We start from the raw sequence: 23,088 nt of genomic DNA, 5'->3' as shown, positions 1-23,088 counted from the left end.
CCCCCCCCCCCTCGGCCGGGGTGCCGACCACGACGAGGCGGTGGAGCAGTGTGTCGTCGACCGCGGCCGGGATGTCGGCCCAGCGTCCGGCCTTGACCAGGGCGTGCAGTTCGGTTTGCAGGTCGCCGTAGCCCTCGGCTTCGAGGACGGGCCGGTAGGCGGGGGTCGAGCCGTAGAACGCCACCATCGCGCGGGCTCCGGCCAGCGCGCGCTGGTGCTCCTCCTCGGTGCGGGCCGCGGCCACGATGACGTCCAGGACGACCGCGAACTCCTCGCGCGTACGTCCCGCCTCGCCGAGCCCGGCATCGACCGCGGGCAGCAGGTGGCCGCGCAGGTACGCGTCGGTGTTGAACGGGTGCACGAGGAGGCCGTCCGCGGTCGCCGCGACCATGCGCAGCATGCGCGGCCCGACACCGCCGGCGAGCAACGGCGGCGTGCCGTACGGGTTGGGCCCCGGCGACAGCGTCGGCGGCATGAGGGTCAGGTCGAAGAAGTCGCCGTGGAAGTCGAGGCGCTCGCCGGTCTGCCAGCAGTCGAGGACGGTGCGCACGGCACGCAGCGTCTCGGCCATGCGCTCGACCGGCCTCGACCAGACGGCCCCGTAGCGGCGCTCGACGTGCGCCTTGATCTGCGTACCGAGGCCGAGCCGGAAGCGGCCCTGCGAGGCGAGGTGCAGGTCGTACGCCGCATGCGCGAGATGCACCGGACTGCGTGGGAACGCGACGGCGATGTTGGTCATGACGTCCAGCCCCTCGGCCGCCGCCGGGACCAACGGCAAGAAGACGTCGTGCGGCCCCTCAAAGGTGAACACCCCGTCGAATCCGGCCTCCCGCAACTCACGCGAGCGCGCGGCGGCCTCGTGCAGCGGAACGTCCAACAACGTGTCGACAGGCAGCACCCGATGATCTGACATGCCGTCAGGAATAAGGCAGGCGGGAGAAAGGGTCAAGAGGGAGGGACGAGATGACGTACGCGGAATGCCGGAGGCGCGACGCCGGGGCAGGGGTACGCGGACGGTTGCCGCGATGCCGGAGGCTACGCCGGGGCAGGGTGCGGACGGTTTGCCGCGATGCCGAGCCCGCGTGCCGGGGTATGCCGCGTGGCCTGGCGGCTCGGCCGGCGCGGTGGGCGGTGCCGCACCGGGCCTGTCGGCGTGGCCTCTCGGCTCGCCCCGCGCTCGGTGGCGCCGCCGGAGCCTCTTGGACTCCAGTCGGCTGTGGGGCGCACGCGGTCTGTCGAGGGCGGCGTGCATGCGGTGATCTGTCGGCGTGGCGTCCCCGCCCCCGATCCCGTCCCCCACTCTCGGGCAAACGCGTCGCGCCCGGCCCACCCTTAAGGGGCTGACCGGGCGCGACGGTGAACCGGGCGGCCGCGCGGGCCGCGGTGAGGGCTCAGCCCTCGATGGGCTCCGCGGTGAGCATGCCGGAGTTGATCTCGCGCATGGCGATCGACAGCGGCTTCTCGTGCACGTGGGTGTCGACGAGCGGGCCGACGTACTCCAGCAGGCCCTCGCCGAGCTGCGAGTAGTACGCGTTGATCTGCCGCGCACGCTTCGCCGCGTAGATCACCAGGCTGTACTTCGAGTCGGTGACCTCGAGGAGCTGGTCGATCGGCGGGTTGATGATGCCCTCGGGCGCGGAGGAGGTGACTGACAAGGCGGGGGCCTTCCCTAACGACCCTCGGCCGTGGGCGTGCACCACACGACGACAGGGATCTCTATCGATTCAGGAAACGTTCATCAAGGCTAGCAGTTCGCGCGAGACATCCTCGACGGACGTGTTCACGAGTGTCACGTCGAATTCCGACTCGGCGGCCAGCTCCACCTTCGCCTGTGCGAGGCGCCGCTCGATCACCTCGGGCGACTCGGTGCCGCGCCCGACGAGCCGGCGCACCAGCTCGTCCCACGACGGCGGCGCGAGGAAGACCAGCAGCGCGTCCGGCATGGCCCGGCGGATCTGCCGGGCGCCCTCCAGCTCGATCTCCAGCAGGGTCGCGACGCCCTCCGCCTGCCGGTCCAGCACGGCCTGGCGCGGCGTGCCGTAGCGGTTGCCCGCGAACTCGGCCCACTCCAGGAGCTCGTCGGCGGCGACGAGCTTGTCGAACCGCTCGTCGTCCACGAAGTGGTACTGCACGCCGTCGGTCTCGCCGGGCCGGGGCTTGCGGGTGGTCGCGGACACCGACAGCCACACCTCGGGGTGCTCGCCGCGGAGATGCGCGACCACCGTGCTCTTGCCGACCCCCGAGGGGCCGGAGAGCACGGTGAGCCGGCGCTGCTGCTGTGTGTCGTGCATGGTGCCGTTCTCAGTGCCGTTCTGCTGGGGCCGGACGCGTTGTGCCGGGCCTGGAAGGACGCGGTCCCACGCGGGGACTACTTCCCGCCGAACTCGCGCTCGAGTGACGCGATCTGGTTCGACCCGAGGCCCCGCACGCGGCGGGTCTCGGAGATGTTCAGCTTCTCCATGAGCTGCTTGGCGCGCACCTTGCCGACGCCGGGAAGGGACTCGAGCAGGGCCGAGACCTTCATCTTGCCGACGACGTCGTTGGTCTGGCCCTCCTTGATCACCTCGCTCAGGGAGGCGTTGGAGTGCTTCAGGCGGTTCTTCACCGCGGCGCGCTCCCGCCGAGCCTCAGCGGCCTTCGCGAGCGCGGCTGCGCGCTGTTCGGGGGTCAGGGGCGGAAGAGCCACGCCGTGTCACCTCGGACTTCGATACACCGGATGGTTATGTGCCGCGGTTGCCCCCCTTGGGCTACCGCAACTGTGGAACCTAGCTGGTCACAGCGCCCGCGGCAACGCGAAACGCTCGACCGAGTGAGCTTGTGAGGGAGCCTAGTCCGCGGAACGCGCCACGTCGTCCGAAACTGCCGAAAAGACCACCCCAGGGGGCCTCCGGCGGACGAATCGACAGCGCGTTCGAGCGAATAAAACGGATATTTCTCCTTAAAAGGAATCAATCGCCGCACGCATCTCCGACCTGCGGAATGGCTGATTCCGAATGCCGGTTGCGAATAGCGGTCGCACCGACCGCACCCGTCGCCCCGCGCGTCCCGCCGCCCTCAGCCGATCGCCGCGCGGCACTCCTCGGCGTACCGGCGCGCGGACTCGCGCAGTGCCTCACGGGACGGCCCGTGGCGCAGGATCTCGCGGCTGACGCTCGGCACGACGTTGCGCGCCGCGGACCCGAAGACCGCGGGGATGTCCCCGGGCGTCGCGCCCTGCGCACCGATGCCGGGGGCGAGCAGCGGCCCGTGGACGTCGAGGTCCACGCCGACCTCGCCCAGCGTGGCGCCGACCACCGCGCCGACCGAGCCGAGCACCGGGACGTTCGCGTTCTCCGCGGCGATGTGCCGCAGCATCACGGACGCCACGCTCGTGCCGTCCGCCGCGGTCGCCCGCTGCACCTCCTTGCCCTCGGGGTTGGAGGTCAGCGCGAGCACGAACACGCCCGCCCCGTGCTCGGCGGCGAGATCGAGGACGGGCCGCAGCGAGCCGTAGCCGAGGTACGGGCTCACCGTGACGGCGTCGGACGCCAGCGGGCTGTCCTTGTCGACGTACGCCGCCGCGTACCCGGCCATGGTCGAGCCGATGTCGCCGCGCTTGGCGTCCATGACCACGAGGGCCCCGGCGGCGCGCGCCTCCGCCACCGCCCGCTCCAGGACCGCGATGCCGCGGCTCCCGAAGCGCTCGAAGAACGCGCTCTGCGGCTTGAGGACGGCGACCTCCCCGGCCAGCGCCTCCACGACGGTCCGGGTGAACGACTCCAGCCCGGCGACGTCGTCTCCGAGGCCCCAGGCCCGGAGGAGGGCCGCGTGGGGGTCGATGCCGACGCACAGCGGGCCGCGTTCGTCCATCGCGGCGCGCAGGCGGGCGCCGAAGGGCTGCACCATCAAGTTCTCACTCTCAAGTCGAGGTTCAGGTAGAGGTGTTCGGCCGTTGCGGGGCAATCCGGCCCCGCCGGTTCCAGGCTGCCCGGCCCTGCGATCCCGGGAGACCGAGCCTGCGGGTCCGTCCCGAGCGGGCGAGCCCCGCGGGTCGGTCCCCCTGGCACCCCGGCCTTGCGGGTCCTGGGGCGTCCCGGTCCCCCGTTCATCGGCCGCGGGTCGCCGATGGGTCCCGCGGGGCCCGGGGCGCCCCCGCCCTGCGGGTGCCGAGCGGCCGACTCCGCAGGTGCCGGCGCCCGGCGGCCCCGCTCACCGCGCCGCGGCGGTGAGCTGGGCCAGTGAGGTACGCCCCGACGCGCGCAGCCGTGCCGACAGCCCCTTGTGGATCGTGCGGCACCAGAACGGACCGGCGTAGATGAATCCGGTGTAGCCCTGTACCAGCGTCGCCCCGGCCGCCAGGCGCTCCCACACGTCGTCCGCGGTCTCGACGCCGCCGACGCCGATCAGCACCATGCCGTCCCCGACGCGCGCCCGCAGCCTGCGCAGCACCTCCACCGAGCGGCCCTTCAGCGGCGCCCCGGACAGGCCGCCGGCACCGCACTCCTCCACCTCCTCCGGCGGCGACGCCAGACCGGACCGGCCGATGGTGGTGTTGGTCGCGATGACGCCGTCGAGCCCGAGTTCCACCGCGAGGTCGGCCACCGCGTCAATGTCCTCGTCGGCCAGGTCGGGGGCGATCTTGACGAGCAGCGGGACTCGCCGCGAGGTGACCGTGCGGTCCGCCGCATCGCGCACCGCGGTCAGCAGCGGGCGCAGGTGGCCGACCGCCTGGAGGTCGCGCAGCCCGGGGGTGTTGGGCGAGGAGACGTTGACGACGAGGTAGTCGGCGTACCGGGCCAGCTTCTCGGTGGACGCGACGTAGTCCGCGACCGCGCCCTCCTCCGGCACCACCTTGGTCTTGCCGATGTTGACGCCGAGCACCGTGGGCCGCTTGGGACGCCGCGGTCCGCGCGCGTGCAGGCGGGCCGCCACGGCCGCGGCGCCGTCGTTGTTGAAGCCCATGCGGTTGACGATCGCGCGGTCCTCGACGAGCCGGAACAGCCGCTTGCGCGGGTTGCCGTCCTGCGCCTGGGCGGTGACGGTGCCGATCTCCACGAAGTCAAAGCCGACCGCGCCCAGATCGTCGATGCCCACCGCGTTCTTGTCGAACCCGGCCGCGAGGCCGAACGGGCCGGGGAAATCGATGCCGAACGCCCGCACCGCCAGCGCCGGGTCGCGCGGGGCCAGCACCTTCGCCAGCGCGGCACGCCCGCCCGGCACCCGGCCGACCGCCCGGATCGCGCCGAATGCCAGGTGGTGCGCCTGCTCGGGGTCGAGGTTGCGGAAGACGTACTTGAAGAACAGGGGGTAGCTCATGGCCTCGGGGTCCTCGTCGGTTCGGACGGCGGTTCGGACGGCGGCGGGTCGGAAGGCGGGTCGCCGGGCGGCAGGTCAAGCGGCGGTTCGGACGGCCGCAGTTCAGACGACGGCGGTTCGGACGGCGGCATGCGAAGGGGTCCCCCGAACCAACTCTCCGGAGGACCCCTGCGCCATTCGGTCAGCTCTCTCGCGCGGCGATCAGGTGTTCCGCGTGCTCTTGCAGCGACCGCACCCCGATGTCGCCCGCGACCAGCGCGCCGATGCCCTGCACCGCGGCGGCGAAGCCCTGGATCGTGGTGATGCTCGGGATGCCGCGGGTCACCGCGGCGGTGCGGATCTCGTACCCGTCGAGACGGCCGCCCGTGCCGAACGGCGTGTTGACGATCAGGTCGACACCGCCCTCGTGGATGAGCTGCACGATCGTCGGCTCGCCGTTCGGGCCCGCGCCCTCGCTGTGCTTGCGCACCACGGTCGCGGTCACGCCGTTGCGGCGCAGCACCTCGGCGGTGCCCTGCGTGGCCAGGATCTCGAAGCCGAGGTCGACCAGCGCCTTCACCGGGAACACCATCGACCGCTTGTCGCGGTTGGCGACGGACACGAACGCCCGGCCCTTGGTGGGCAGTGCGCCGTACGCGCCGGCCTGCGACTTCGCGTACGCCGTGCCGAAGAACGCGTCGATGCCCATGACCTCGCCGGTCGAGCGCATCTCCGGGGACAGCACGGTGTCGACGCCGCGCCCGTGCTCGTCCCGGAAGCGGTTCCACGGCAGGACCGCCTCCTTGACCGCGATCGGCGCGTCCAGCGGCAGCGTGCCGCCGTCGCCCTCGGCGGGCAGCAGGCCCTCGGCGCGCAGCTCGGCGATGGTGGCGCCCAGCGAGACGCGCGCGGCGGCCTTGGCCAGCGGCACCGCGGTCGCCTTGGACACGAACGGCACGGTCCGCGACGCGCGCGGGTTGGCCTCCAGGACATAGAGGATGTCCCCGGCCAGCGCGAACTGGATGTTGATCAGCCCGCGGACGCCCACCCCCTCGGCGATGCCGAGCGTCGCGGTGCGCAGCCGCTTGATGTCGAAGCCGCCCAGCGTTATCGGCGGCAGCGCGCACGCCGAGTCGCCGGAGTGGATGCCGGCCTCCTCGATGTGCTCCATGACGCCGCCGAGGTAGAGCTCCTCACCGTCGTAGAGTGCGTCGACGTCGATCTCGATGGCGTCGTCGAGGAAGCGGTCCACCAGGACCGGGTGGTCGGAGACCAGCCCGGCGTTCTGCTCCAGGTAGGTCGCCAGCGACTCCTCGTCGTACACGATCTCCATGCCGCGCCCGCCGAGCACGTACGACGGGCGCACCAGCACCGGGTAGCCGATCTCGTCCGCGATGGCCTTGGCCTCGTCGAAGGAGAACGCCGTGCCGTGTTTGGGTGCGGTCAGCCCGGCCTCGTACAGCACCCGGCCGAACGCGCCGCGCTCCTCGGCGAGGTGGATCGCCTCGGGCGAGGTGCCCGCGATCGGCACGCCCGCGTCCTTGAGCGCCTGTGCGAGCCCCAGCGGGGTCTGGCCGCCGAGCTGCACCAGCACGCCCGCGACCGGCCCGGCGGCCTGTTCGGCGTGCACGACCTCCAGCACGTCTTCGAGGGTCAGAGGCTCGAAGTACAGGCGGTCGGAGGTGTCGTAGTCGGTGGAGACCGTCTCAGGGTTGCAGTTGACCATGACGGTCTCGTAGCCCGCGTCGGCGAGGGCGAACGCCGCGTGCACGCACGAGTAGTCGAACTCGATGCCCTGCCCGATGCGGTTCGGCCCGGAGCCGAGGATGATCACGGCCTCCTTGTCGCGCGGCGCGACCTCGGTCTCCTCGTCGTAGGAGGAGTAGTGGTACGGCGTCTTCGCGGCGAACTCGGCGGCGCAGGTGTCGACCGTCTTGTACACCGGCCGCACGCCCAGCGCGTGCCGGACCTCGCGCACGACGTCCTCGCGCAGCCCGCGGATCGCGGCGATCTGCGCGTCCGAGAAGCCGTGCCGCTTGGCCAGCCGCAGCAGCTCGGGGGTCAGCTCGCCGGCCTCGGCGACCTCGCCCGCGACCTCGTGGACCAGGTAGAGCTGGTCGAGGAACCACGGGTCGATGCGCGTCGACGCGAACAGCTCCTCGGGCGTGGCCCCGGCCCGGATGGCCGCCATGACGGTGTTGATGCGTCCGTCCGTCGGCGTCGCGGCCAGCTCCAGCAGCGCGGTCTTGTCCCCGGGCTCGGACGCGAGGTCGAACTGCGAGCCCTTCTTCTCCAGCGACCGCAGCGCCTTCTGGAGGGCCTCGGTGAAGTTGCGGCCGATGGCCATGGCCTCGCCCACCGACTTCATGGTGGTGGTGAGGGTGGCGTCGGCGGCCGGGAACTTCTCGAACGCGAAGCGCGGCACCTTGACCACCACGTAGTCGAGCGTGGGCTCGAACGACGCGGGGGTCTCGCGGGTGATGTCGTTGGGGATCTCGTCGAGCGTGTAGCCGACCGCGAGCCGTGCGGCGATCTTCGCGATCGGGAAGCCGGTGGCCTTCGACGCGAGCGCCGAGGACCGCGACACTCGCGGGTTCATCTCGATGACGATGATGCGGCCGTCTTCCGGGTTCACCGCGAACTGGATGTTGCAGCCGCCGGTGTCGACGCCGACCTCGCGGATGACCGCGATGCCGATGTCGCGCAGCCGCTGGTACTCGCGGTCGGTGAGCGTCATCGCGGGCGCGACGGTGATCGAGTCGCCGGTGTGCACGCCCATCGGGTCGAAGTTCTCGATGGAGCAGACGACCACGACGTTGTCGTGCTTGTCGCGCATCAGCTCCAGCTCGTACTCCTTCCAGCCGAGGATCGACTCCTCCAGGAGCACCTCGGTGGTCGGCGAGAGCGCGAGGCCCTGCCCGGCGATCCGGCGCAGGTCCTCCTCGTTGTGCGCGAAGCCGGAGCCGGCGCCGCCCATGGTGAACGACGGGCGCACCACGACCGGGTACCCGCCCAGCGTGTCCACGCCCGCGAGGACGTCGTCCATCGAGTGGCAGATGACCGAGCGGGCCGATTCGCCGTGCCCGATCTTCTCCCGGACGCGCTCCACGACCGCCTTGAACAGGTCGCGGTCCTCGCCCTTCTGGATCGAGTCGATGTTCGCACCGATCAGCTCGACGTTGTACTTCTCCAGCACGCCGTTCTCGCTGAGCGCGACCGCGGTGTTGAGGGCGGTCTGCCCGCCCAGCGTCGGCAGCAGGGCGTCCGGGCGCTCCTTCGCGATGATCTTCTCGACGTACTCGGGGGTGATCGGCTCGACGTACGTCGCGTCCGCCACCTCCGGGTCGGTCATGATGGTCGCCGGGTTGGAGTTGACCAGGATGACGCGCAGTCCCTCGGACTTGAGCACGCGGCAGGCCTGGGTGCCGGAGTAGTCGAACTCGGCGGCCTGGCCGATGACGATCGGGCCCGAGCCGACGACCAGGACGGACTTCAGGTCGTTGCGCTTAGGCACTCTTGTTCTCCTGGTGGGGCTGCTGCTGGGACATCAGCGAGACGAAGCGGTCGAACAGGTAGGCGGCGTCGTGCGGGCCGGCCGCGGCCTCGGGGTGGTACTGCACGCTGAACGCCGGCCGGTCCAGCAGGCCCAGGCCCTCGACGACGTTGTCGTTGAGGCACACGTGGGTGACCTGGACCCGGCCGTACGGCGTGTCGGTGACGCCGTCGAGCGGCGCGTCCACGGCGAACCCGTGGTTGTGCGCAGTGACCTCGACCTTGCCGGTCGTGCGGTCCTGCACCGGCTGGTTGATGCCGCGGTGGCCGTACTTCAGCTTGTAGGTGCCGAAGCCCAGCGCGCGGCCGAGGATCTGGTTGCCGAAGCAGATGCCGAAGAACGGCGTGCCGCGCTCCAGCACCGCGCGGGCGACCGCCACCTGGTGGTCCGCGGTGGCCGGGTCGCCGGGGCCGTTGGAGAAGAAGACGCCGTCCGGGGCGACCGCGTAGACGTCCTCGACGGTGGCGTTCGCGGGCAGCACGTGCACCTCGATGCCGCGCTCGGCCATGCGGTGCGGGGTCATGCCCTTGATGCCGAGGTCGAGCGCCGCGACGGTGAACTTCTTCGTGCCGATGGCGGGGACGACGTACGCCTCCTTGGTGGCGACCTCCCCGGCCAGGTCCGCGCCGGTCATCTCGGGCGCGTCGCGGACCTTCGCCAGCAGCGCGGCGTCGTCGGAGATGGCCGCGCCGGAGAAGATCCCGACGCGCATCGCGCCGCGCTCGCGCAGGTGGCGGGTCAGCGCGCGGGTGTCGATGCCGGAGATCCCGACGACGCCGTAGCGCTCCAGTTCCTCGTCGAGGCTGCGCCGCGAGCGCCAGTTGGAGGGGCGGCGGGCGGGGTCGCGCACGACGTACCCGGACACCCAGATGCGCGACGACTCGGGGTCGTCGTCGTTGACGCCGGTGTTGCCGACGTGCGGGGCCGTCATCACGACGACCTGGCGGTGGTACGAGGGATCGGTCAGCGTCTCCTGGTAGCCGGACATGCCGGTGGAGAACACCGCTTCTCCGAAGGTCTCCCCCACCGCGCCGTACGCGCTGCCGCGGAAGGTGCGGCCGTCCTCCAGGACGAGGACGGCAGGGCCCGCGGCCTTGGCGTGTGTTGCGGTCACTGTCGGGTGCCTTCCTGATCGTTCGCATTCGGGTGCGCGGCCTGACCGGCCGTCGCGGCGGCCTGCGCGCCGGGCACGGCGGCGGCCGGGCGGTCCCCCGCCGCCAGGCGGTTGACGGCGTCGACCCACGCGTCGTGCTCGGCCACGCGGCCGCCGCGGAACGCGCAGTCGAGCAGGGTGTCGCCGAGCTTCCAGGTGACGACGAGCAGACCGCCCTCGGGCAGGACCTTGCCGCCCGCCGCCTTCTCGAAGCGCGCCTCGACGAGGTCGGACGCCGGGATGAAGAACCCCGCCGCCGCGTACCGGTGCACCGTCAGGCCCCGGTCGGTGAGCGTCAGGTCGACGGCGCTGCGCGTGCCCAGGCCGTGCGCGACGATGCGGTCCAGCCAGTGGCCCGCCGTCGTGCAGCCGAAGTAGCGTCCGGTGAGGGTCGGCAACAGCGGCGTACCGGGGTCGTCGGGGGCGGCGGCCGGCGCCGGCAGGTCGGCCTGGCGTCGGCCGCGCTTCTTCCACGCGCGCCACATCAGCACGTACACGCCGCCGATGAGGACCACGAAGATGCCGGTCCACAGCAGGTACTGGCCCCAGTCGGAGACCTCGGCGGACTTCTTCTCGGCCGCGAGCAGAACTGTGGTGCCGGTGCTGGTGTTCACGCGAGCTTCCCGTCGATCACCGTCGGTACGCCGCGCAGGAACGTGGCCACCACGCGGCCGGGCAGCTCCAGCCCGGCGTACGGGGTGTTCGCGCTCTTCGAGGCGAGTTCGGACGGTTCGACGGTACGCCGTGCCGCCGGGTCGACCAGCACCAGGTTGGCCGGCTCACCCACGGCCGGCGGGCGGCCGTGCCCGTCCAGGCGACCGATGCGCGCCGGGCGCACCGACATGCGGTCGGCGACGCCGGCCCAGTCGAGCAGGCCGCTCTCGACCATGGTCTGCTGCACGATCGACAGCGCCGTCTCCAGGCCGAGCATCCCCATGGCCGCGACCGCCCACTCGCAGTCCTTGTCCTCGGACGGGTGCGGGGCGTGGTCGGTGGCGACCGCGTCGATGGTGCCGTCGGCCAGGCCCTCGCGCAGTGCCGCGACGTCCTCGGCGGTGCGCAGCGGCGGGTTGACCTTGTAGACCGGGTCGTACGAGCGCACCAGCTCGTCGGTCAGCAGCAGGTGGTGCGGGGTCACCTCGGCGGTGACGTCCCAGCCCTTCGACTTGGCCCAGCGGATGATCTCCACCGAGCCCGCCGTGGACACGTGGCAGACGTGCAGGCGCGAGCCGACGTGCGCGGTCAGCAGCACGTCGCGGGCGATGATCGCCTCCTCCGCGACCGCGGGCCAGCCGCGCAGGCCGAGGACGCCGGAGACCAGGCCCTCGTTCATCTGCGCGCCCTCGGTCAGCCGGGGCTCCTGCGCGTGCTGCGCGACGACGCCGTCGAACGCCTTCACGTACTCCAGCGCGCGGCGCATGATCACCGCGTCGTGCACGCACTTGCCGTCGTCGGAGAACACCTTCACGTTCGCCGCCGACTCGTGCATCGCGCCCAGCTCGGCGAGGCGCTCGCCCGCGAGGCCCACGGTGACCGCGCCGACCGGGTGCACGTCGCAGCGCCCGGCCTCCTGGCCGAGGCGCCACACCTGCTCGACGACGCCCGCGGTGTCGGCCACGGGGTCGGTGTTGGCCATCGCGTGCACGGCGGTGAACCCGCCGAGCGCGGCGGCGCGGGTGCCGGTCTCGACGGTCTCGGCGTCCTCGCGGCCCGGCTCGCGCAGGTGGGTGTGCAGGTCCACGAGGCCAGGCAGCAGGATCTGCCCGGCGGCGTCCAGGATCTGCGCGGCGTCGCCGGCGGCGAGGCCGGTCCCGATCGCCGCGATTCGGCCGTCCGCGATCAGCACGTCCTGCGGGTCGCCGCCGAGCACCTTGGCGTTCTGGATCAGGTACGTGCTCACTTGGCGGTCTCCTCGGAGGTCGTGGTGGTGACGGCGGGCTCGGAGCCGCCGAGCAGCAGGTAGAGCACGGCCATGCGCACGCTGACGCCGTTGGTGACCTGCTCGACGATGGTCGAGCGCGGCGAATCGGCGACCTCGGCGGCGATCTCCATGCCGCGGTTCATCGGGCCGGGGTGCATCACGATGGCGTGCTCGGGCAGGGCGGCCATGCGTTTCGCGTCCAGGCCGTACCGGCGCGAGTACTCGCGCTCGGTCGGGAAGAACGCCGCGTTCATGCGCTCGCGCTGCACGCGCAGCATCATCACCGCGTCCGACTTGGCGAGCGTGGCGTCGATGTCGTAGCTCACCTGACAGGGCCAGGTCTCCACGCCGATCGGCAGGAGGGTCGGCGGCGCGACCAGGGTGACGTCGGCGCCCAGGGTCGCGAGCAGCAGCACGTTGGAGCGCGCCACGCGGCTGTGCAGGACGTCCCCGACGATCGTGATGCGGCGGCCCTCCAGGTCGCCGCGGCCGTCGTTGAGGCGGCGGCGCATGGTGAACGCGTCGAGCAGGGCCTGCGTGGGGTGCTCGTGCGTGCCGTCGCCCGCGTTGACGACTGAGCCGCGCAGCCAGCCGGAGTTGGCGAGCGTGTGCGGGGCGCCGGACGCGCCGTGCCGGATGACGACCGCGTCGGCGCCCATGGCCTGGAGGGTGAGGGCGGTGTCCTTCAGCGTCTCGCCCTTGGACACCGAGGAGCCCTTGGCGGAGAAGTTGATGACGTCGGCGGAGAGGCGCTTGGCGGCGGCCTCGAAGGAGATGCGGGTGCGGGTGGAGTCCTCGAAGAAGAGGTTGACCACGGTCCGGCCGCGCAGGGTGGGCAGCTTCTTGATCGGCCGCTCGGCGACCTGCGCGAGCTCCTCGGCGGTGTCGAGGACCAGGAGCGCGTCGTCCCGGGTGAGGTCGGCGGCCGAGATGAGGTGACGCTTCACGGGCTACTTCGCTTCCGGGGTCGCGGCCGGGGGGAGCTTCGCGGCGTCGCCGGCCGGGCCGGACGCGCCGCCGCGGATGCCGAGGAGGACGGCGTCGCGGCCGTCGTACTCCTCCAACAGCACCTGGACCTTCTCGCGCTGCGAGGTGGGGAGGTTCTTGCCCACGTAGTCGGCGCGGATGGGCAGTTCGCGGTGCCCGCGGTCGACCAGGACGGCCAACTGCACGGCGCGCGGGCGGCCGATGTCGTTGAGCGCGTCGAGCGCGGCGCGGATCGTGCGGCCGGAGAAGAGCACGTCGTCCACGAGGACGACGAGCCTGCCGTCGATCCCGGCGGGCGGGATCTCGGTGCGCTCCAGCGCGCGGGCGGGCCGCAGGCGCAGGTCGTCGCGGTACATGGTGATGTCGAGGGCGCCGACCGGGACCTTGACGTCCTCGATGTCCTCCAGGCGCTCGGCGAGCCGGCGGGCGAGCGCGACGCCGCGGGTCGGGATGCCGAGCAGCACCACGTCGTCGGCGCCCTTGGCGCGTTCGACGATCTCGTGGGCGACCCGGGTGAGCACCCGGGCGATGTCGGAGGCGTCGAGGACGGCCCGGGCGGTGCCGGGGTCCAGGTCTCCGGGGCGTGGATTGGCCTTGGTCATGCGGATGCAGACCTCCTTCCCCGTCTCACAGGACGGGCTTTAAAGGACGTCGGGGTTACGCCCTCACCCTAGCAGGGCCATGATCGCTCCCTTTTGCGTGCTTCCTCCAACCGTCCGGCCTGCACACAGAGCTGCGGGGGCGCCGCCGTCGAATTCCCGGGGACCTGCCGAAGGGCCCTGTCGGTCCCGGCCTTTGGTCCCGACGGGGGACGGGGCGAACGTACCGGTTAGCCCGTTCGGCTTGACGGACGCAAATTACTCTGCGTAACCTCACAATGAGTGACCACCGGGCGAAACGCGACACTCGCGACGTGTCGGCCGAGGTTCCGGGCCGATGCCGCGACGACCGTGCGGCGCTGCGGTGGCTCCTCCCCCATCGGCTCATCCACCGGTGGGCCTTCATGGTCACAGTCACCTGTTTTTGGGAGCCAGATGTCCAGCGACTACGCCAAGCAGCTCGGGGCGAAACTCCGCGCCATCCGAACCCAGCAGGGTCTGTCCCTGCACGGTGTCGAGGAGAAGTCCCAGGGGCGCTGGAAGGCCGTCGTCGTCGGGTCGTACGAGCGCGGCGACCGCGCCGTCACGGTGCAGCGTCTCGCCGAGCTCGCCGACTTCTACGGTGTTCCGGTCCAGGAGCTGCTGCCCGGCGGCACGCCGAACGGCGCCGCCGAGCCGCCGCCGCGCCTCGTGCTCGACCTCGAACGCCTTTCCCAGGTCCCGTCCGACAAGGCCGGGCCCCTCCAGCGCTACGCCGCGACGATCCAGAGCCAGCGCGGCGACTACAACGGCAAGGTGCTGTCGATCCGCCAGGACGACCTGCGCACACTCGCCGTCATCTACGACCAGTCGCCGAGCGTGCTCACCGAGCAGCTCATCAGCTGGGGGGTCCTGAACCCCGAGGCACGGCGGGCGGTCGACACCACCCCGGGTGCGTGAGCCGGGAACTGACACAGCGTCACATGCGGCGGGGTCGGGAGGGCGATGTCCTCCCGGCCCCGCCGTCGTGTTGCCGCCGGAGGATCGGGGACGGGATTCCGGAGGGCGGTACGGGTCGTCCGCTGAGCGCGGGGTGACGTGAGGTGGGACGGACGCCGGTAGTCGCGGTCGCAACAGGCGGGGCCGGACGTCGGACCGGGGAGCCGGCCGGGCGGCGCGCCTGATACGTCGAACTCGGCGGGCGGGTTACGGCGGGGCGGCGCGCCGGGCGGCGGCACACGCGGTGGTCAAGGCGGTGGTCCAAGGCAGCGGTCAGGCAGCAGTCGGGCGGCGGTCAGGCGGCGGGGAACGTCGCGTCGAAGCGCTTGGCCAGTTCGAGGTAGGCCCCGCCCCAGCCGCTGGAGAGCGACAGTTCCTGCAACGATCCGGTCGGCAGGAACAGCAGGCGCAGCCGGGCCGGACGTCCGCCCGCCGTGACCTCGGCGACCAGCGCGTCGAACTCGCGCAGCGCCTCGTCGGCGTCGTCCCAGCCCGACCAGGCGAAGTCGTTGTCCGGCAGCGCGATCAGCTCACGAGTGCGGGCGAGGACGTCCATCAGGTTCGCGGGATCCATGGCAGGGCTACTGCTCGGTGTTCGCGGCGGCCTTGGCGGCGTCGTAGCGCTCCTGGGCCTCCAGGACCCCGGCCATGTTGCCCTCGATGAAGCCGATGAGTTCGCTGAGGCGCTCCACGACCCCGGAGCCGAACTCGGTCAGCCGGTACTCGACCTTGGGCGGGATCGCCTGCCGCACCTCGCGGACGACGAGGCCGTCGCGCTCCAGGGCGTGCAGCGCCTGCGCGAGCATCTTCTCGCTGATCCCCTCGACGCGGCGGCGCAGCGCGTTGAACCGCATGTCGCCGTCGGCGAGCGCGACGAGCACGAGGCCGCCCCAGCGGCCGGTGACGTGCTCCATGGTCGGCCGCGACGGGCAGCCGCGGGCGAACACGTCGAACACGACCTCCTCAAGGCCGTCCGCCTCCGCGGGTTCGGCGACGTGGGGGCTCCGGGTGGTGTCCATGCCGTCAACGGTACCTCCGCAGCGCTGACGATGCGATAGCGCTGTGCCACAGAAGGCACGTCTCTTCAGGTTGCACTTCCTAAAAGTTAGTGCAATTGTCTTGGTGAGTACTAACCCGTGCATCGCATCGCATCGAGGAGAACTTCGTGATCGTCGTCACCGCCGCCACCGGGCGCCTGGGCCGCCTCACCGTCGAGAGCCTGCTCACCCGCGGGGTGGCCCCCGCGGACATCGCCGTCGCCGTACGCGCCCCCGAGCGCGCCGCGGACCTCGCGGCCCGCGGCGTACAGGTCCGCGAGGGCGACTACGACCGCCCCGAGACCCTGGCGCCCGCCTTCGCCGGGGCCGACCGCCTGCTCTTCGTGTCGGCGAGTGCGCCCGACAACGACCTGCGCATCGCGCAGCACACCAACGTGGTCGGGGCCGCCCGGGAGGCAGGGGTCGGGCACGTCGTCTACACCTCGATCGTCGAGGCGGACACCAACCCGGTGGCCCTCGCGGTCGTGCACCACGACACCGAGCGGCGCATCCGCGCGGCCGGTCTGCCGTACACGTTCCTGCGCAACAGCTGGTACTTCGAGAACTACACGGCGGGTGCGGCGGACGCGCTCGAGCGCGGCGGGATCGTGGGGACGGCGGCGGACGGGCGCATCGCGGCGGCGTCGATCGCCGACTTCGCCGAGGCCGCCGCGGTGGTGCTGAGCACGGACGGGCACGAGGGCAAGGCGTACGAGCTGACCGGCGACGCGTCGTGGACCCTCGCCGACCTCGCCGCCGAGATCTCGCGGCAGTCGGGCAAGGAGGTCGCGTACACCGACCTCCCCGCCGAGCAATTGGCCGAAATCCTTTCGGGCGCCGGACTCCCGGCCGGACTGGTCGCGCTCCTCGTCGACGCCGAGACCCACACGCGCACCGGCGCCCTCGGCACCGTGACGGACCAGCTCCGCACTCTCCTCGGCCGCCCGGCCACCACCCTCGCCGACGCGGTCGCCGAGGCCCTCAAGCCCTGACGCACCGACCGCAACACCCGTCCGGTCAGCTGTGCACGATCTCGCCGCCCACCGCGACCAGTTCGCAGACCGTGTCGGGGATGTCCGCCGGGTCGGCGGCCAGGATGTCGCGGGACAGGACCACGAAGTCCGCCAGCTTGCCCACCGTGAGCGAACCGCGGTCGTGCTCCAGGAAGTTCGCGTACGCCGACCCCATCGTGTAGCCGTGGACCGCGGTCGCGACGTCGACGGTCTCGGACGGCATCCACGGCGCGCCGCCGCCGAGCGGACGCCGCGTGACCGCCGTGTAGATGCCGACCATCGGGTCCATCTCGGCGACGTTCCAGTCGCTGGAGAACGCGAGCACCGCCCCCGCGTTGTGCAGGCTGCGCATCGGCCACGCCTTGTGCCACCGCTCCTCGCCGACGTTCTCCGCCCAGTCCTGCCCCGGCCCGGCGATCTCGGGGGCGCAGTGGCGCGGCTGCATGCACGCGACGACGCCGAGTTCGCGGAACCGGGCGACGTCGTCCGGGTCCAGGCACTCCACGTGCACGACCTGGTGGCGCGCGTCGCGGGCGCCGTTGACCTCGCGGGCGTGCGCGACCGCGTCCAGGACGGTGCGGATGCCGCGGTCGCCGGTGGCGTGCACGAAGCACTGGAAGCCGCGCGCGTCCAGCTTGGCGAGCAGCCCCGCGAACTCCTCGGCGGGGTAGAAGGTGTCGCCGCGGTGGTGGGCGCAGCCGCGGTACGGCTCCAGCAGCGCCGCGGTGCGCGGCTCCACCACGTCGTCGATGTACAGCTTGAGCGGACCGACGGAGAACCGCTCGTCGTCGAACTCCCGGGCCGCCGCCGCGAAGTCGTCGAGGTCGGCGTCGGAGGTACCGCGCGGGTGGAACAGCGCGGCCACGACGCGCGAGCGCAGCCGGCCCTCGGCGCGGGCCCGCTCGAACAGGGCGAGATCGTCGAGCGAGTTCTGCGGTTCGACCACCGTGGTGATGCCGAAGCGGACGGCGTCGTCCAGGCTGCGCGCGAGGCGGCCGTACTGGCGGTCGGGACTCGCCCACGGCACGCCGAGCGCGCGCAGTTCGCGGTGGCCGTCGCGCGAGAGGCCGCGTACCGCGAAGTCCTTGATGAACCCGGTGGGTTCGCCGGTCGCCTCGTCCTTGTGCACGCGGCCGTACGGCAGCACGTCGCTGTCCCGGGTGACGCCGAGCCGGCGCAGCGCGGCGGTGTTGAGCCACGCGGTGTGCACGTCGTACGAGAACACGATCGCGGGGGTGTCTCCGGTGGCCGGGTCCAGGTCCTCGGCGCGCGGCATGCGGCCGCCGGGGATCGCGGAGTAGTCGAACGCCTCGCCCTCGATCCACGCGGCGTCCGGGTGCTCGGCATGCCACGCGCGGATGCGGTCGTGGACGACGTCGAGCGTACGCGCGCCCGCGAGTTGCACGCAGGCGGCGTCGGAGCCGAGGCGCACGTGGTTGTGCGCGTCGACGAACCCGGGCAGGACGCGGCGGCCCTCGCCCTCGACGACGCGCGTGCCGGGGCCGATCCACGCGGCCGCACCGGCCTCGGGGCCGATCCAGGCGATGCGGCCGCCGACGACCGCAAGGGCCTCGGCCTCGGGGACGTCCGGGTCGACGGTGTGGATGCGGGCACCGCGCAGGACGAGGTCGGCGGCGGTCTGGTTCACGTGAGCTCCCAGGGAGGGTGGTGCGGTGGTGCGAGGGGGCGGACGGAGGGTCGTCCGGGGGCTGTACGGACGCGTCAGGCCCGGCGGAACTGCGGTTCGTTGCGGGCCAGTGCCCAGTACAGGAGCCCGGCGACGAGCGCGCCCGCGAGGGTGAAGTCGCCGCCGAGCGGTGCGACGAGGGGCCCGGTCCACAGCGCGGACTCGGCGGCCAGCGCGGCGATCGCGACCCCGGCGGCAAGAGCGGCCATGCCGGGGACGTGGAAGCCGCGGTGGTACCAGTACGCACCGCCGGACATGTCGTGCAGCGCCGCGGCGTCGTACCGGCACCGGCGCATGAGCGTGTCGGCGATGAACACGCCGCCCCACGGCGCGAACACCACCAGCAGCACGGACAGGAAGCTGGTGAGGGATTCGGTGAAGTCGACCCAGAACAGGGTGGCCAGCGAGCCGCCCGCGACGACGGCGGTGCTGACCAGGATGCCGCGCGAACGCGACCACGGGATGCCGAGGACCTGGAGGTTCAGGCTCGACGAGTACAGCGTGAGGATCGAGTTGGTGACGGAACCGCCGACCACGAGGAACAGGAACAGCGTTTGGAACCAGCCCGGCAGCAGGTCGGCGACGCCCGCGACCGGATCGGTCATGTCGGCCTGCGTCGCGGCCGCAACGCCCACCACGCCGAGCACGACGGACGCGAGCATGCCGCCCGCCGCGCCGCTCCAGGTGATCGCCTTGAGCGTGGTGGTCCTGGGCAGGTAGCGCGTGTAGTCGGAGGGCATCGGCAGGTACGACACCGGCCCGGCGATCATCACGACGAGGGCGAGCGTCCACGCGTGGAACCCGCCGCCGGAGGCCGCGCCGGGGTCGGCGTCCGGCACGACGAAGAGCACGACGAGCGCGAACCCGGCGCCGAGGACGTACGCCATCCACCGCTCGGCCGCCTGCACCGTCGCATGCCCCCACATCGCCACGACGAAGGTGAGTGCGAGCGTGCCGGCGAGCGCGACGGCGCGGCCGAAGTCGCCGCCGTGCCAGCCGAGTTCCGCGAAGAGCGCTTCGAGGGCGAAGGTGCCGACCACGGTGTTGAGGATGGTGTAGCCGATCCCGACGACCCAGTTGAGCAGGCCCGCGGGCAGGTTGCCCAGCACGCCGAAGGCGGCGCGGGAGATGACCAGGGTCGCGGTGCCGGTGCGGATCCCGGCGAGCCCGAGGGCGCTGACCGCGAAGAACGCCAGGCCGCCGAGGACGACGACGGCCGTCGCCGCCCAGAAGGACAGGCCGAACGCGACGGCGAGGGTCCCGTTGATGACGTACGTGAAGGTCAGGTTCGAGCCGAACCACAGCCAGAACAGGTCCTTCGCGCCGCCGTGCCGCTCGTCGTCGGGGATCGGGTCGATGCCGTGGGTCTCGACTTGGAAGACCTCATCGCGGGCGGGCGCGGGGGTTGCGGGGTACGCGGTGGCGGCGGGCGCGGCGTCCGAGGCCGTGGGGGCGATCGGCGCCGCGGGGTCGCGGGGCAGGGTCACCGGAACCTCCCCTCTCCGGGGCAGAAGTTTGAATGACGCTCAAGAAGTTTGAACGGCACTCAAGGTCGTTCACGTGGCGCGCCGATGTCAAGGGTTCTCGGGAAATCGGTGAGATATTTGACCGGCGTTCAAGGTCTCCGGGGTGTGCGGGTAGGGTCTGGCCAGGGCTGCGGGGCGGCCCGGCAGGGGCGACCCGGGCGCGGAGCGCGGCGACACACGGAGGGACCAGCGGTGGCGGCACGGCGGCGGGACGGGCGGATCGCGCAGGACCGCATGCTGGAGGAGGCCGTCGCGGCGATCGCCGAGGACGGCCTCGCGTCCCTCACGATGGCGGGGCTCGCGGACCGGCTCGGCACCAGCGGCGGCCACATCCTGTACTACTTCGGGAGCAAGGACCAGCTCCTGCTGGCCGCGCTGCGCTGGAGCGAGGACCGCCTGACGGCCGAGCGCGCGGCGCTGCTCGCGCGGCGTGTACGGCCGCCCCGCATGCTCGACCTGTTCCTCGGCCTCTACCTGCCCAGCGGCGCCCGCGACCCGCGCTGGATGCTGTGGCTCGAACTGTGGGCGCGCACCGCCGGGAACGACGAACTGCGCAGTGCCCAGGAGGAGATCGACCGGGGCTGGAGCGACGACCTGGAGGCGATCCTGCGCCGCGGCACGGACGCCGGGGCCTTCTCCCTCGGCGACGCGGCCGCGGACACGTCGGAACTGCTCGCGCTGCTGGAAGGCCTCAGCACGCGCGTGGTCCTGGGCCTCGCGGGTGCGACGCGGGACGACGCCCTCGACACGGCGCGGCGGGCCGCGGGGCGGTTGACCGGCACGACGTAGCGCCGGGCGTCCGATGCTCTGGTCGGCTGGGCTCTGGCCGGCAATGCTCGGGGCGGCCGACAACCGGGAAGAGCACAGGGCCGGGGCGGCGCGCCCCAGGCGTCAGCCCGACTCGCGGACCACCACGCGCGGGTGCACGACCATGTGGTCTCGGTGCTTGTACGGCCGTCCGGCCATCAGCGCCGTCACCATGTCCGCCGCGCCGCTGCCCATCGTGCGTGTGTGCATCGCGACGCTCGTGAGCCGCGGCCACACCAGGTCGCAGAACGGGAGGTCGTCGGCACCGACCACGGCCATGTCGTCGGGCACCGACCAGCCGCACTCGCGCAGCGCGGAGATGATCATCAGGGCGAAGTCGTCGTTGCCGGCGAAGACCGCGGTGGGCGGCTCGGACTGGCGCTGCCAGTTGCGCACGACCGCGAGAATGTCCTCGCGGACGTAGCCGACGTCGACCCGTACGAGGGAGCAACCGGCCTCCTCCGCAGCCGACTTCGCGCCCTCCCAGCGTTCGTTCGCAAGACCGGAGAGAGGGCCTGCCGGAACAAGGCAGGCCATGCGTCTGTGCCCACGGCCTATCAGGTGCCGGATCGCCAGGGCGCCGGAGTCGCGGTTGTCGAAGATCGCGGTCGGCACGCCCGGGTGCTCCTCGCGGCCCCAGGCGAAGATGGCGCGCACCCCGGCCCGGCGCAGCACCTCGACGCCGCCGTCGGTGAGCCGGTTGGACTCGGCGAGCACCGCGAGCGGGCGCAGCGCGGCCCAGGTGCGGGCTGCGTCGACGCCGCGCGCGTAGCGGTCGCCGTGGATGAGGAGGTTGAGGTCCTGGCGGCGCAGGGCCTCGGTGAACTCGTCCACGAACTGCTCCAGCAACTGGCCCATGGGTTGCAGCGGCAGCGGAAAAAGGACGATGTCGCTGCTGCCGGAGCGCAGCGATCGGGCGGGCGCGCTGGGGGCGTAGCCGAGTTCGCGCACCGCCTTCAGGACGCGTTCGCGGGTCTCGGCGCTGACCCGGGCGCCGGGCGGGGAGTTGAGCACGTACGACACCGTCGAGCGGGACACCCCCGCGACGCGGGCGACATCGGCGCTGGTCGGGGGCTTGGTGGCCCCGGACTCGGGCATGGTCGTCACCGACACCCCTCCCTCGGCCGCCAGGTGCGGCCCTGTCGCGGCGCATGCACCGGGGTTGGACGGAACCCCATGTCGAGCACCCCCGTCACTGCCAGTTGGTGGTCTCGGGCACGGATCGACATGCCCAGGAAACCTTACTGTTTCCTTGCTCAAATCAGGGGTTTTCAGCCTGATGAATTCTTGGCTTCCGGCGGCTTTTCCGGTCCGCCCGCACGAAATCCGGAACGGCGGCGTCCGGGACGTCCGGGAGGTCCGATTCAAGCGCTTGATTCACGGCCGGAGGGGCGGGATCGCGGGCCGGCGGAGCGGGTGGCGCGGGGTCGGGTAGGGAGGGGCGGACGCGCAGGGCGGACGCGGCATCCGTGGGTGCGGGGGCCGGGCGCGGGGTCGAACAGACGCGGGGGGGGCGGACGCGGCATCCGTGGGTGCGGGTGGAGTGCGACGAGCCGGCGGGCACGGCGGCGTGTGTGGGAGCCCGCGCCTGCGGACTCCACGAGGCTTGCGGGCGCGAGGGATTCACGTCAGCGGCCACCGCGCGGACTACCGGTCGGAGTCCGGCTCCCACCCGGTCGCGAGCCAGCCGGAGCCGACCAGGCCCGACATCGCGGTCCATGCCTCGTCGATGGTGGCGGCGATGCCGTCGGCGTCGAACTGGCCGCGTTCGGTCCAGTCGTCCATCGCCACCCGCACGATCGCGTTGAAGCAGCCGACGGTGAGCGCCGGGCGCAGGTCGCGGTGCGGGTCCACGCCGTGGCGGCGGGCGATCTCGGCGGTCATCAGCCGCTCGGTCTCCACCGCGTGGCGCAGGCTCGCGGCCATCAGCGTCGGATTGCCCTCGATGAGCCGCCGGGTGCGTACCCACGCCTCGGTGGACCCGAGCTTGGGATCGCCGGCGATCGCGGCCATCACCGACGCGGTCGCGCGGCGCAGTGCCACCACCGGCGCCTCGTCGACCGGTCGCGCCCCGACCGCGGCGACCAGCGAGCGCTCCACCTCCGAGGCGCGGGCGAGGGCGACTTCCTCCTTGCCGGGGAAGTAGCGGAAGAAGGTACGCCGGGACACGTCGACGGCGGCGACGATCTCGTCGATGGTCGTGGCGTCGTACCCCTTGCGGGAGAAGAGTTCGAGCGCCGCGTCGACGAGCGCCTCCCGGGTGCGCTCCTTCTTGCGTTCGCGCAGGCCCGTGGCACCGCCGGTGCCGGGGGCCGTCGCCGGGGTCGTACCCGAGGTGCCTCTCGCCGCGCCCTGGTCCACGATCACGCTTCCTCTCCCGTCCTTGGCGGCGAGTATGCCACCTGCCACTCAGTGCAACATGGCGCGTTTTGCCATATGGCACTTAGTGCCATAAACTGTCTCCCGCTTCCCACACCGTGAAACACGCCCCTTGGGGGGCGCGCATCTGTCCTTCGCCGTCGGTGCGATCGCGTTCGTCTGCGCGATCGCACC

Annotated in this window: 21 protein-coding genes; 3 read left to right on the top strand and 18 right to left on the bottom strand. The window is 72.3% G+C overall.

Annotation, left to right across the window (positions count from 1 at the left end; translation table 11 throughout):
• From ACRX5S_RS01055 to pyrR, 12 genes are all read right to left on the bottom strand, one after another.
• On the bottom strand, positions 1–913 hold a 913-nt coding region (locus ACRX5S_RS01055), incomplete at its 3' end, for a TIGR03617 family F420-dependent LLM class oxidoreductase (protein ID WP_436770738.1).
• Positions 914–1,391: 478 nt separating this feature from the next.
• Positions 1,392–1,655 carry a DNA-directed RNA polymerase subunit omega gene (gene rpoZ / locus ACRX5S_RS01050; protein ID WP_231777208.1) on the bottom strand — a complete coding sequence of 88 codons (264 nt, stop codon included), beginning with the start codon at positions 1,653–1,655 and terminating at the stop codon, positions 1,392–1,394.
• A 69-nt stretch (positions 1,656–1,724) separates the two neighbouring features.
• Positions 1,725–2,291 (bottom strand): guanylate kinase, encoded by a 567-nt coding sequence (gmk, locus tag ACRX5S_RS01045; RefSeq protein WP_436770737.1) that lies wholly within the window; start codon positions 2,289–2,291, stop codon positions 1,725–1,727.
• Between the two features lie 77 nt (positions 2,292–2,368).
• Complete coding sequence (gene mihF / locus ACRX5S_RS01040; protein ID WP_358363720.1) at positions 2,369–2,686, bottom strand: integration host factor, actinobacterial type; 318 nt, start codon at positions 2,684–2,686, stop codon at positions 2,369–2,371.
• A gap of 368 nt (positions 2,687–3,054) precedes the next feature.
• Positions 3,055–3,888 (bottom strand): orotidine-5'-phosphate decarboxylase, encoded by an 834-nt coding sequence (gene pyrF / locus ACRX5S_RS01035; RefSeq protein ID WP_436770736.1) that lies wholly within the window; start codon positions 3,886–3,888, stop codon positions 3,055–3,057.
• A gap of 300 nt (positions 3,889–4,188) precedes the next feature.
• Positions 4,189–5,295, bottom strand: coding sequence for a quinone-dependent dihydroorotate dehydrogenase (locus ACRX5S_RS01030; RefSeq protein ID WP_436770735.1), 1,107 nt, complete (start codon positions 5,293–5,295; stop codon positions 4,189–4,191).
• A 181-nt stretch (positions 5,296–5,476) separates the two neighbouring features.
• Positions 5,477–8,788: a carbamoyl-phosphate synthase large subunit gene (gene carB / locus ACRX5S_RS01025; RefSeq protein WP_436770734.1), complete on the bottom strand. Its 3,312-nt coding sequence runs from the start codon at positions 8,786–8,788 to the stop codon at positions 5,477–5,479.
• On the bottom strand, positions 8,781–9,941 hold the full coding sequence (carA, locus tag ACRX5S_RS01020; protein WP_436770733.1) for a glutamine-hydrolyzing carbamoyl-phosphate synthase small subunit: 1,161 nt from the start codon (positions 9,939–9,941) through the stop codon (positions 8,781–8,783). Before carA ends, carB begins: the two co-directional genes overlap by 8 nt.
• Positions 9,938–10,594 carry a hypothetical protein gene (locus ACRX5S_RS01015; protein ID WP_436770732.1) on the bottom strand — a complete coding sequence of 219 codons (657 nt, stop codon included), beginning with the start codon at positions 10,592–10,594 and terminating at the stop codon, positions 9,938–9,940. The genes carA and ACRX5S_RS01015 overlap by 4 nt, the downstream gene beginning before the upstream one ends.
• Complete coding sequence (locus tag ACRX5S_RS01010) at positions 10,591–11,880, bottom strand: dihydroorotase (RefSeq protein WP_436770731.1); 1,290 nt, start codon at positions 11,878–11,880, stop codon at positions 10,591–10,593. Before ACRX5S_RS01010 ends, ACRX5S_RS01015 begins: the two co-directional genes overlap by 4 nt.
• A complete protein-coding gene (locus tag ACRX5S_RS01005; RefSeq protein WP_436770730.1) occupies positions 11,877–12,848 on the bottom strand; it encodes an aspartate carbamoyltransferase catalytic subunit in 972 nt (323 codons plus the stop codon). Before ACRX5S_RS01005 ends, ACRX5S_RS01010 begins: the two co-directional genes overlap by 4 nt.
• Before the next feature lie 3 nt (positions 12,849–12,851).
• The gene (gene pyrR, locus ACRX5S_RS01000; protein ID WP_436770729.1) at positions 12,852–13,490 is read right to left on the bottom strand and encodes a bifunctional pyr operon transcriptional regulator/uracil phosphoribosyltransferase PyrR; all 639 of its coding nucleotides are present in this window, start codon (positions 13,488–13,490) and stop codon (positions 12,852–12,854) included.
• Positions 13,491–13,922: 432 nt separating this feature from the next.
• Between pyrR and bldD the strand changes: the two genes are divergently transcribed.
• Positions 13,923–14,426 carry a transcriptional regulator BldD gene (gene bldD / locus ACRX5S_RS00995; protein WP_358363696.1) on the top strand — a complete coding sequence of 168 codons (504 nt, stop codon included), beginning with the start codon at positions 13,923–13,925 and terminating at the stop codon, positions 14,424–14,426.
• A gap of 334 nt (positions 14,427–14,760) precedes the next feature.
• On the opposite strand, the gene ACRX5S_RS00990 is transcribed toward bldD, so the two are convergent.
• Positions 14,761–15,039: a hypothetical protein gene (locus ACRX5S_RS00990; protein WP_436770728.1), complete on the bottom strand. Its 279-nt coding sequence runs from the start codon at positions 15,037–15,039 to the stop codon at positions 14,761–14,763.
• A gap of 7 nt (positions 15,040–15,046) precedes the next feature.
• Entirely contained in the window at positions 15,047–15,484 is a 438-nt protein-coding gene (locus ACRX5S_RS00985; protein ID WP_436770727.1) for a winged helix-turn-helix transcriptional regulator, read from the bottom strand.
• Positions 15,485–15,630: 146 nt separating this feature from the next.
• Between ACRX5S_RS00985 and ACRX5S_RS00980 the strand changes: the two genes are divergently transcribed.
• A complete protein-coding gene (locus tag ACRX5S_RS00980; protein WP_436770726.1) occupies positions 15,631–16,494 on the top strand; it encodes an SDR family oxidoreductase in 864 nt (287 codons plus the stop codon).
• A gap of 25 nt (positions 16,495–16,519) precedes the next feature.
• On the opposite strand, the gene ACRX5S_RS00975 is transcribed toward ACRX5S_RS00980, so the two are convergent.
• Together ACRX5S_RS00975 and ACRX5S_RS00970 are read right to left on the bottom strand one after the other, a co-directional pair.
• Positions 16,520–18,163, bottom strand: coding sequence for an amidohydrolase (locus ACRX5S_RS00975; protein WP_436770725.1), 1,644 nt, complete (start codon positions 18,161–18,163; stop codon positions 16,520–16,522).
• Positions 18,164–18,237: 74 nt separating this feature from the next.
• Entirely contained in the window at positions 18,238–19,689 is a 1,452-nt protein-coding gene (locus ACRX5S_RS00970) for a purine-cytosine permease family protein (RefSeq protein WP_436770724.1), read from the bottom strand.
• A 273-nt stretch (positions 19,690–19,962) separates the two neighbouring features.
• Here ACRX5S_RS00970 and ACRX5S_RS00965 point away from each other — a divergent pair, with 273 nt between their 5' ends.
• Positions 19,963–20,517: a TetR/AcrR family transcriptional regulator gene (locus ACRX5S_RS00965; RefSeq protein ID WP_436771128.1), complete on the top strand. Its 555-nt coding sequence runs from the start codon at positions 19,963–19,965 to the stop codon at positions 20,515–20,517.
• A 102-nt stretch (positions 20,518–20,619) separates the two neighbouring features.
• Here ACRX5S_RS00965 and ACRX5S_RS00960 read toward each other — a convergent pair whose 3' ends face one another.
• On the bottom strand, positions 20,620–21,633 hold the full coding sequence (locus ACRX5S_RS00960; RefSeq protein WP_436771127.1) for a LacI family DNA-binding transcriptional regulator: 1,014 nt from the start codon (positions 21,631–21,633) through the stop codon (positions 20,620–20,622).
• A 549-nt stretch (positions 21,634–22,182) separates the two neighbouring features.
• Positions 22,183–22,944 carry a TetR family transcriptional regulator gene (locus ACRX5S_RS00955; RefSeq protein ID WP_436770723.1) on the bottom strand — a complete coding sequence of 254 codons (762 nt, stop codon included), beginning with the start codon at positions 22,942–22,944 and terminating at the stop codon, positions 22,183–22,185.
• Positions 22,945–23,088 lie beyond the last annotated feature (144 nt).

The sequence above is a fragment of the Yinghuangia sp. YIM S09857 genome (assembly GCF_051388915.1).
Taxonomy (GTDB): domain Bacteria; phylum Actinomycetota; class Actinomycetes; order Streptomycetales; family Streptomycetaceae; genus Yinghuangia.
This window is presented reverse-complemented; position numbering and strand designations above follow the sequence as displayed.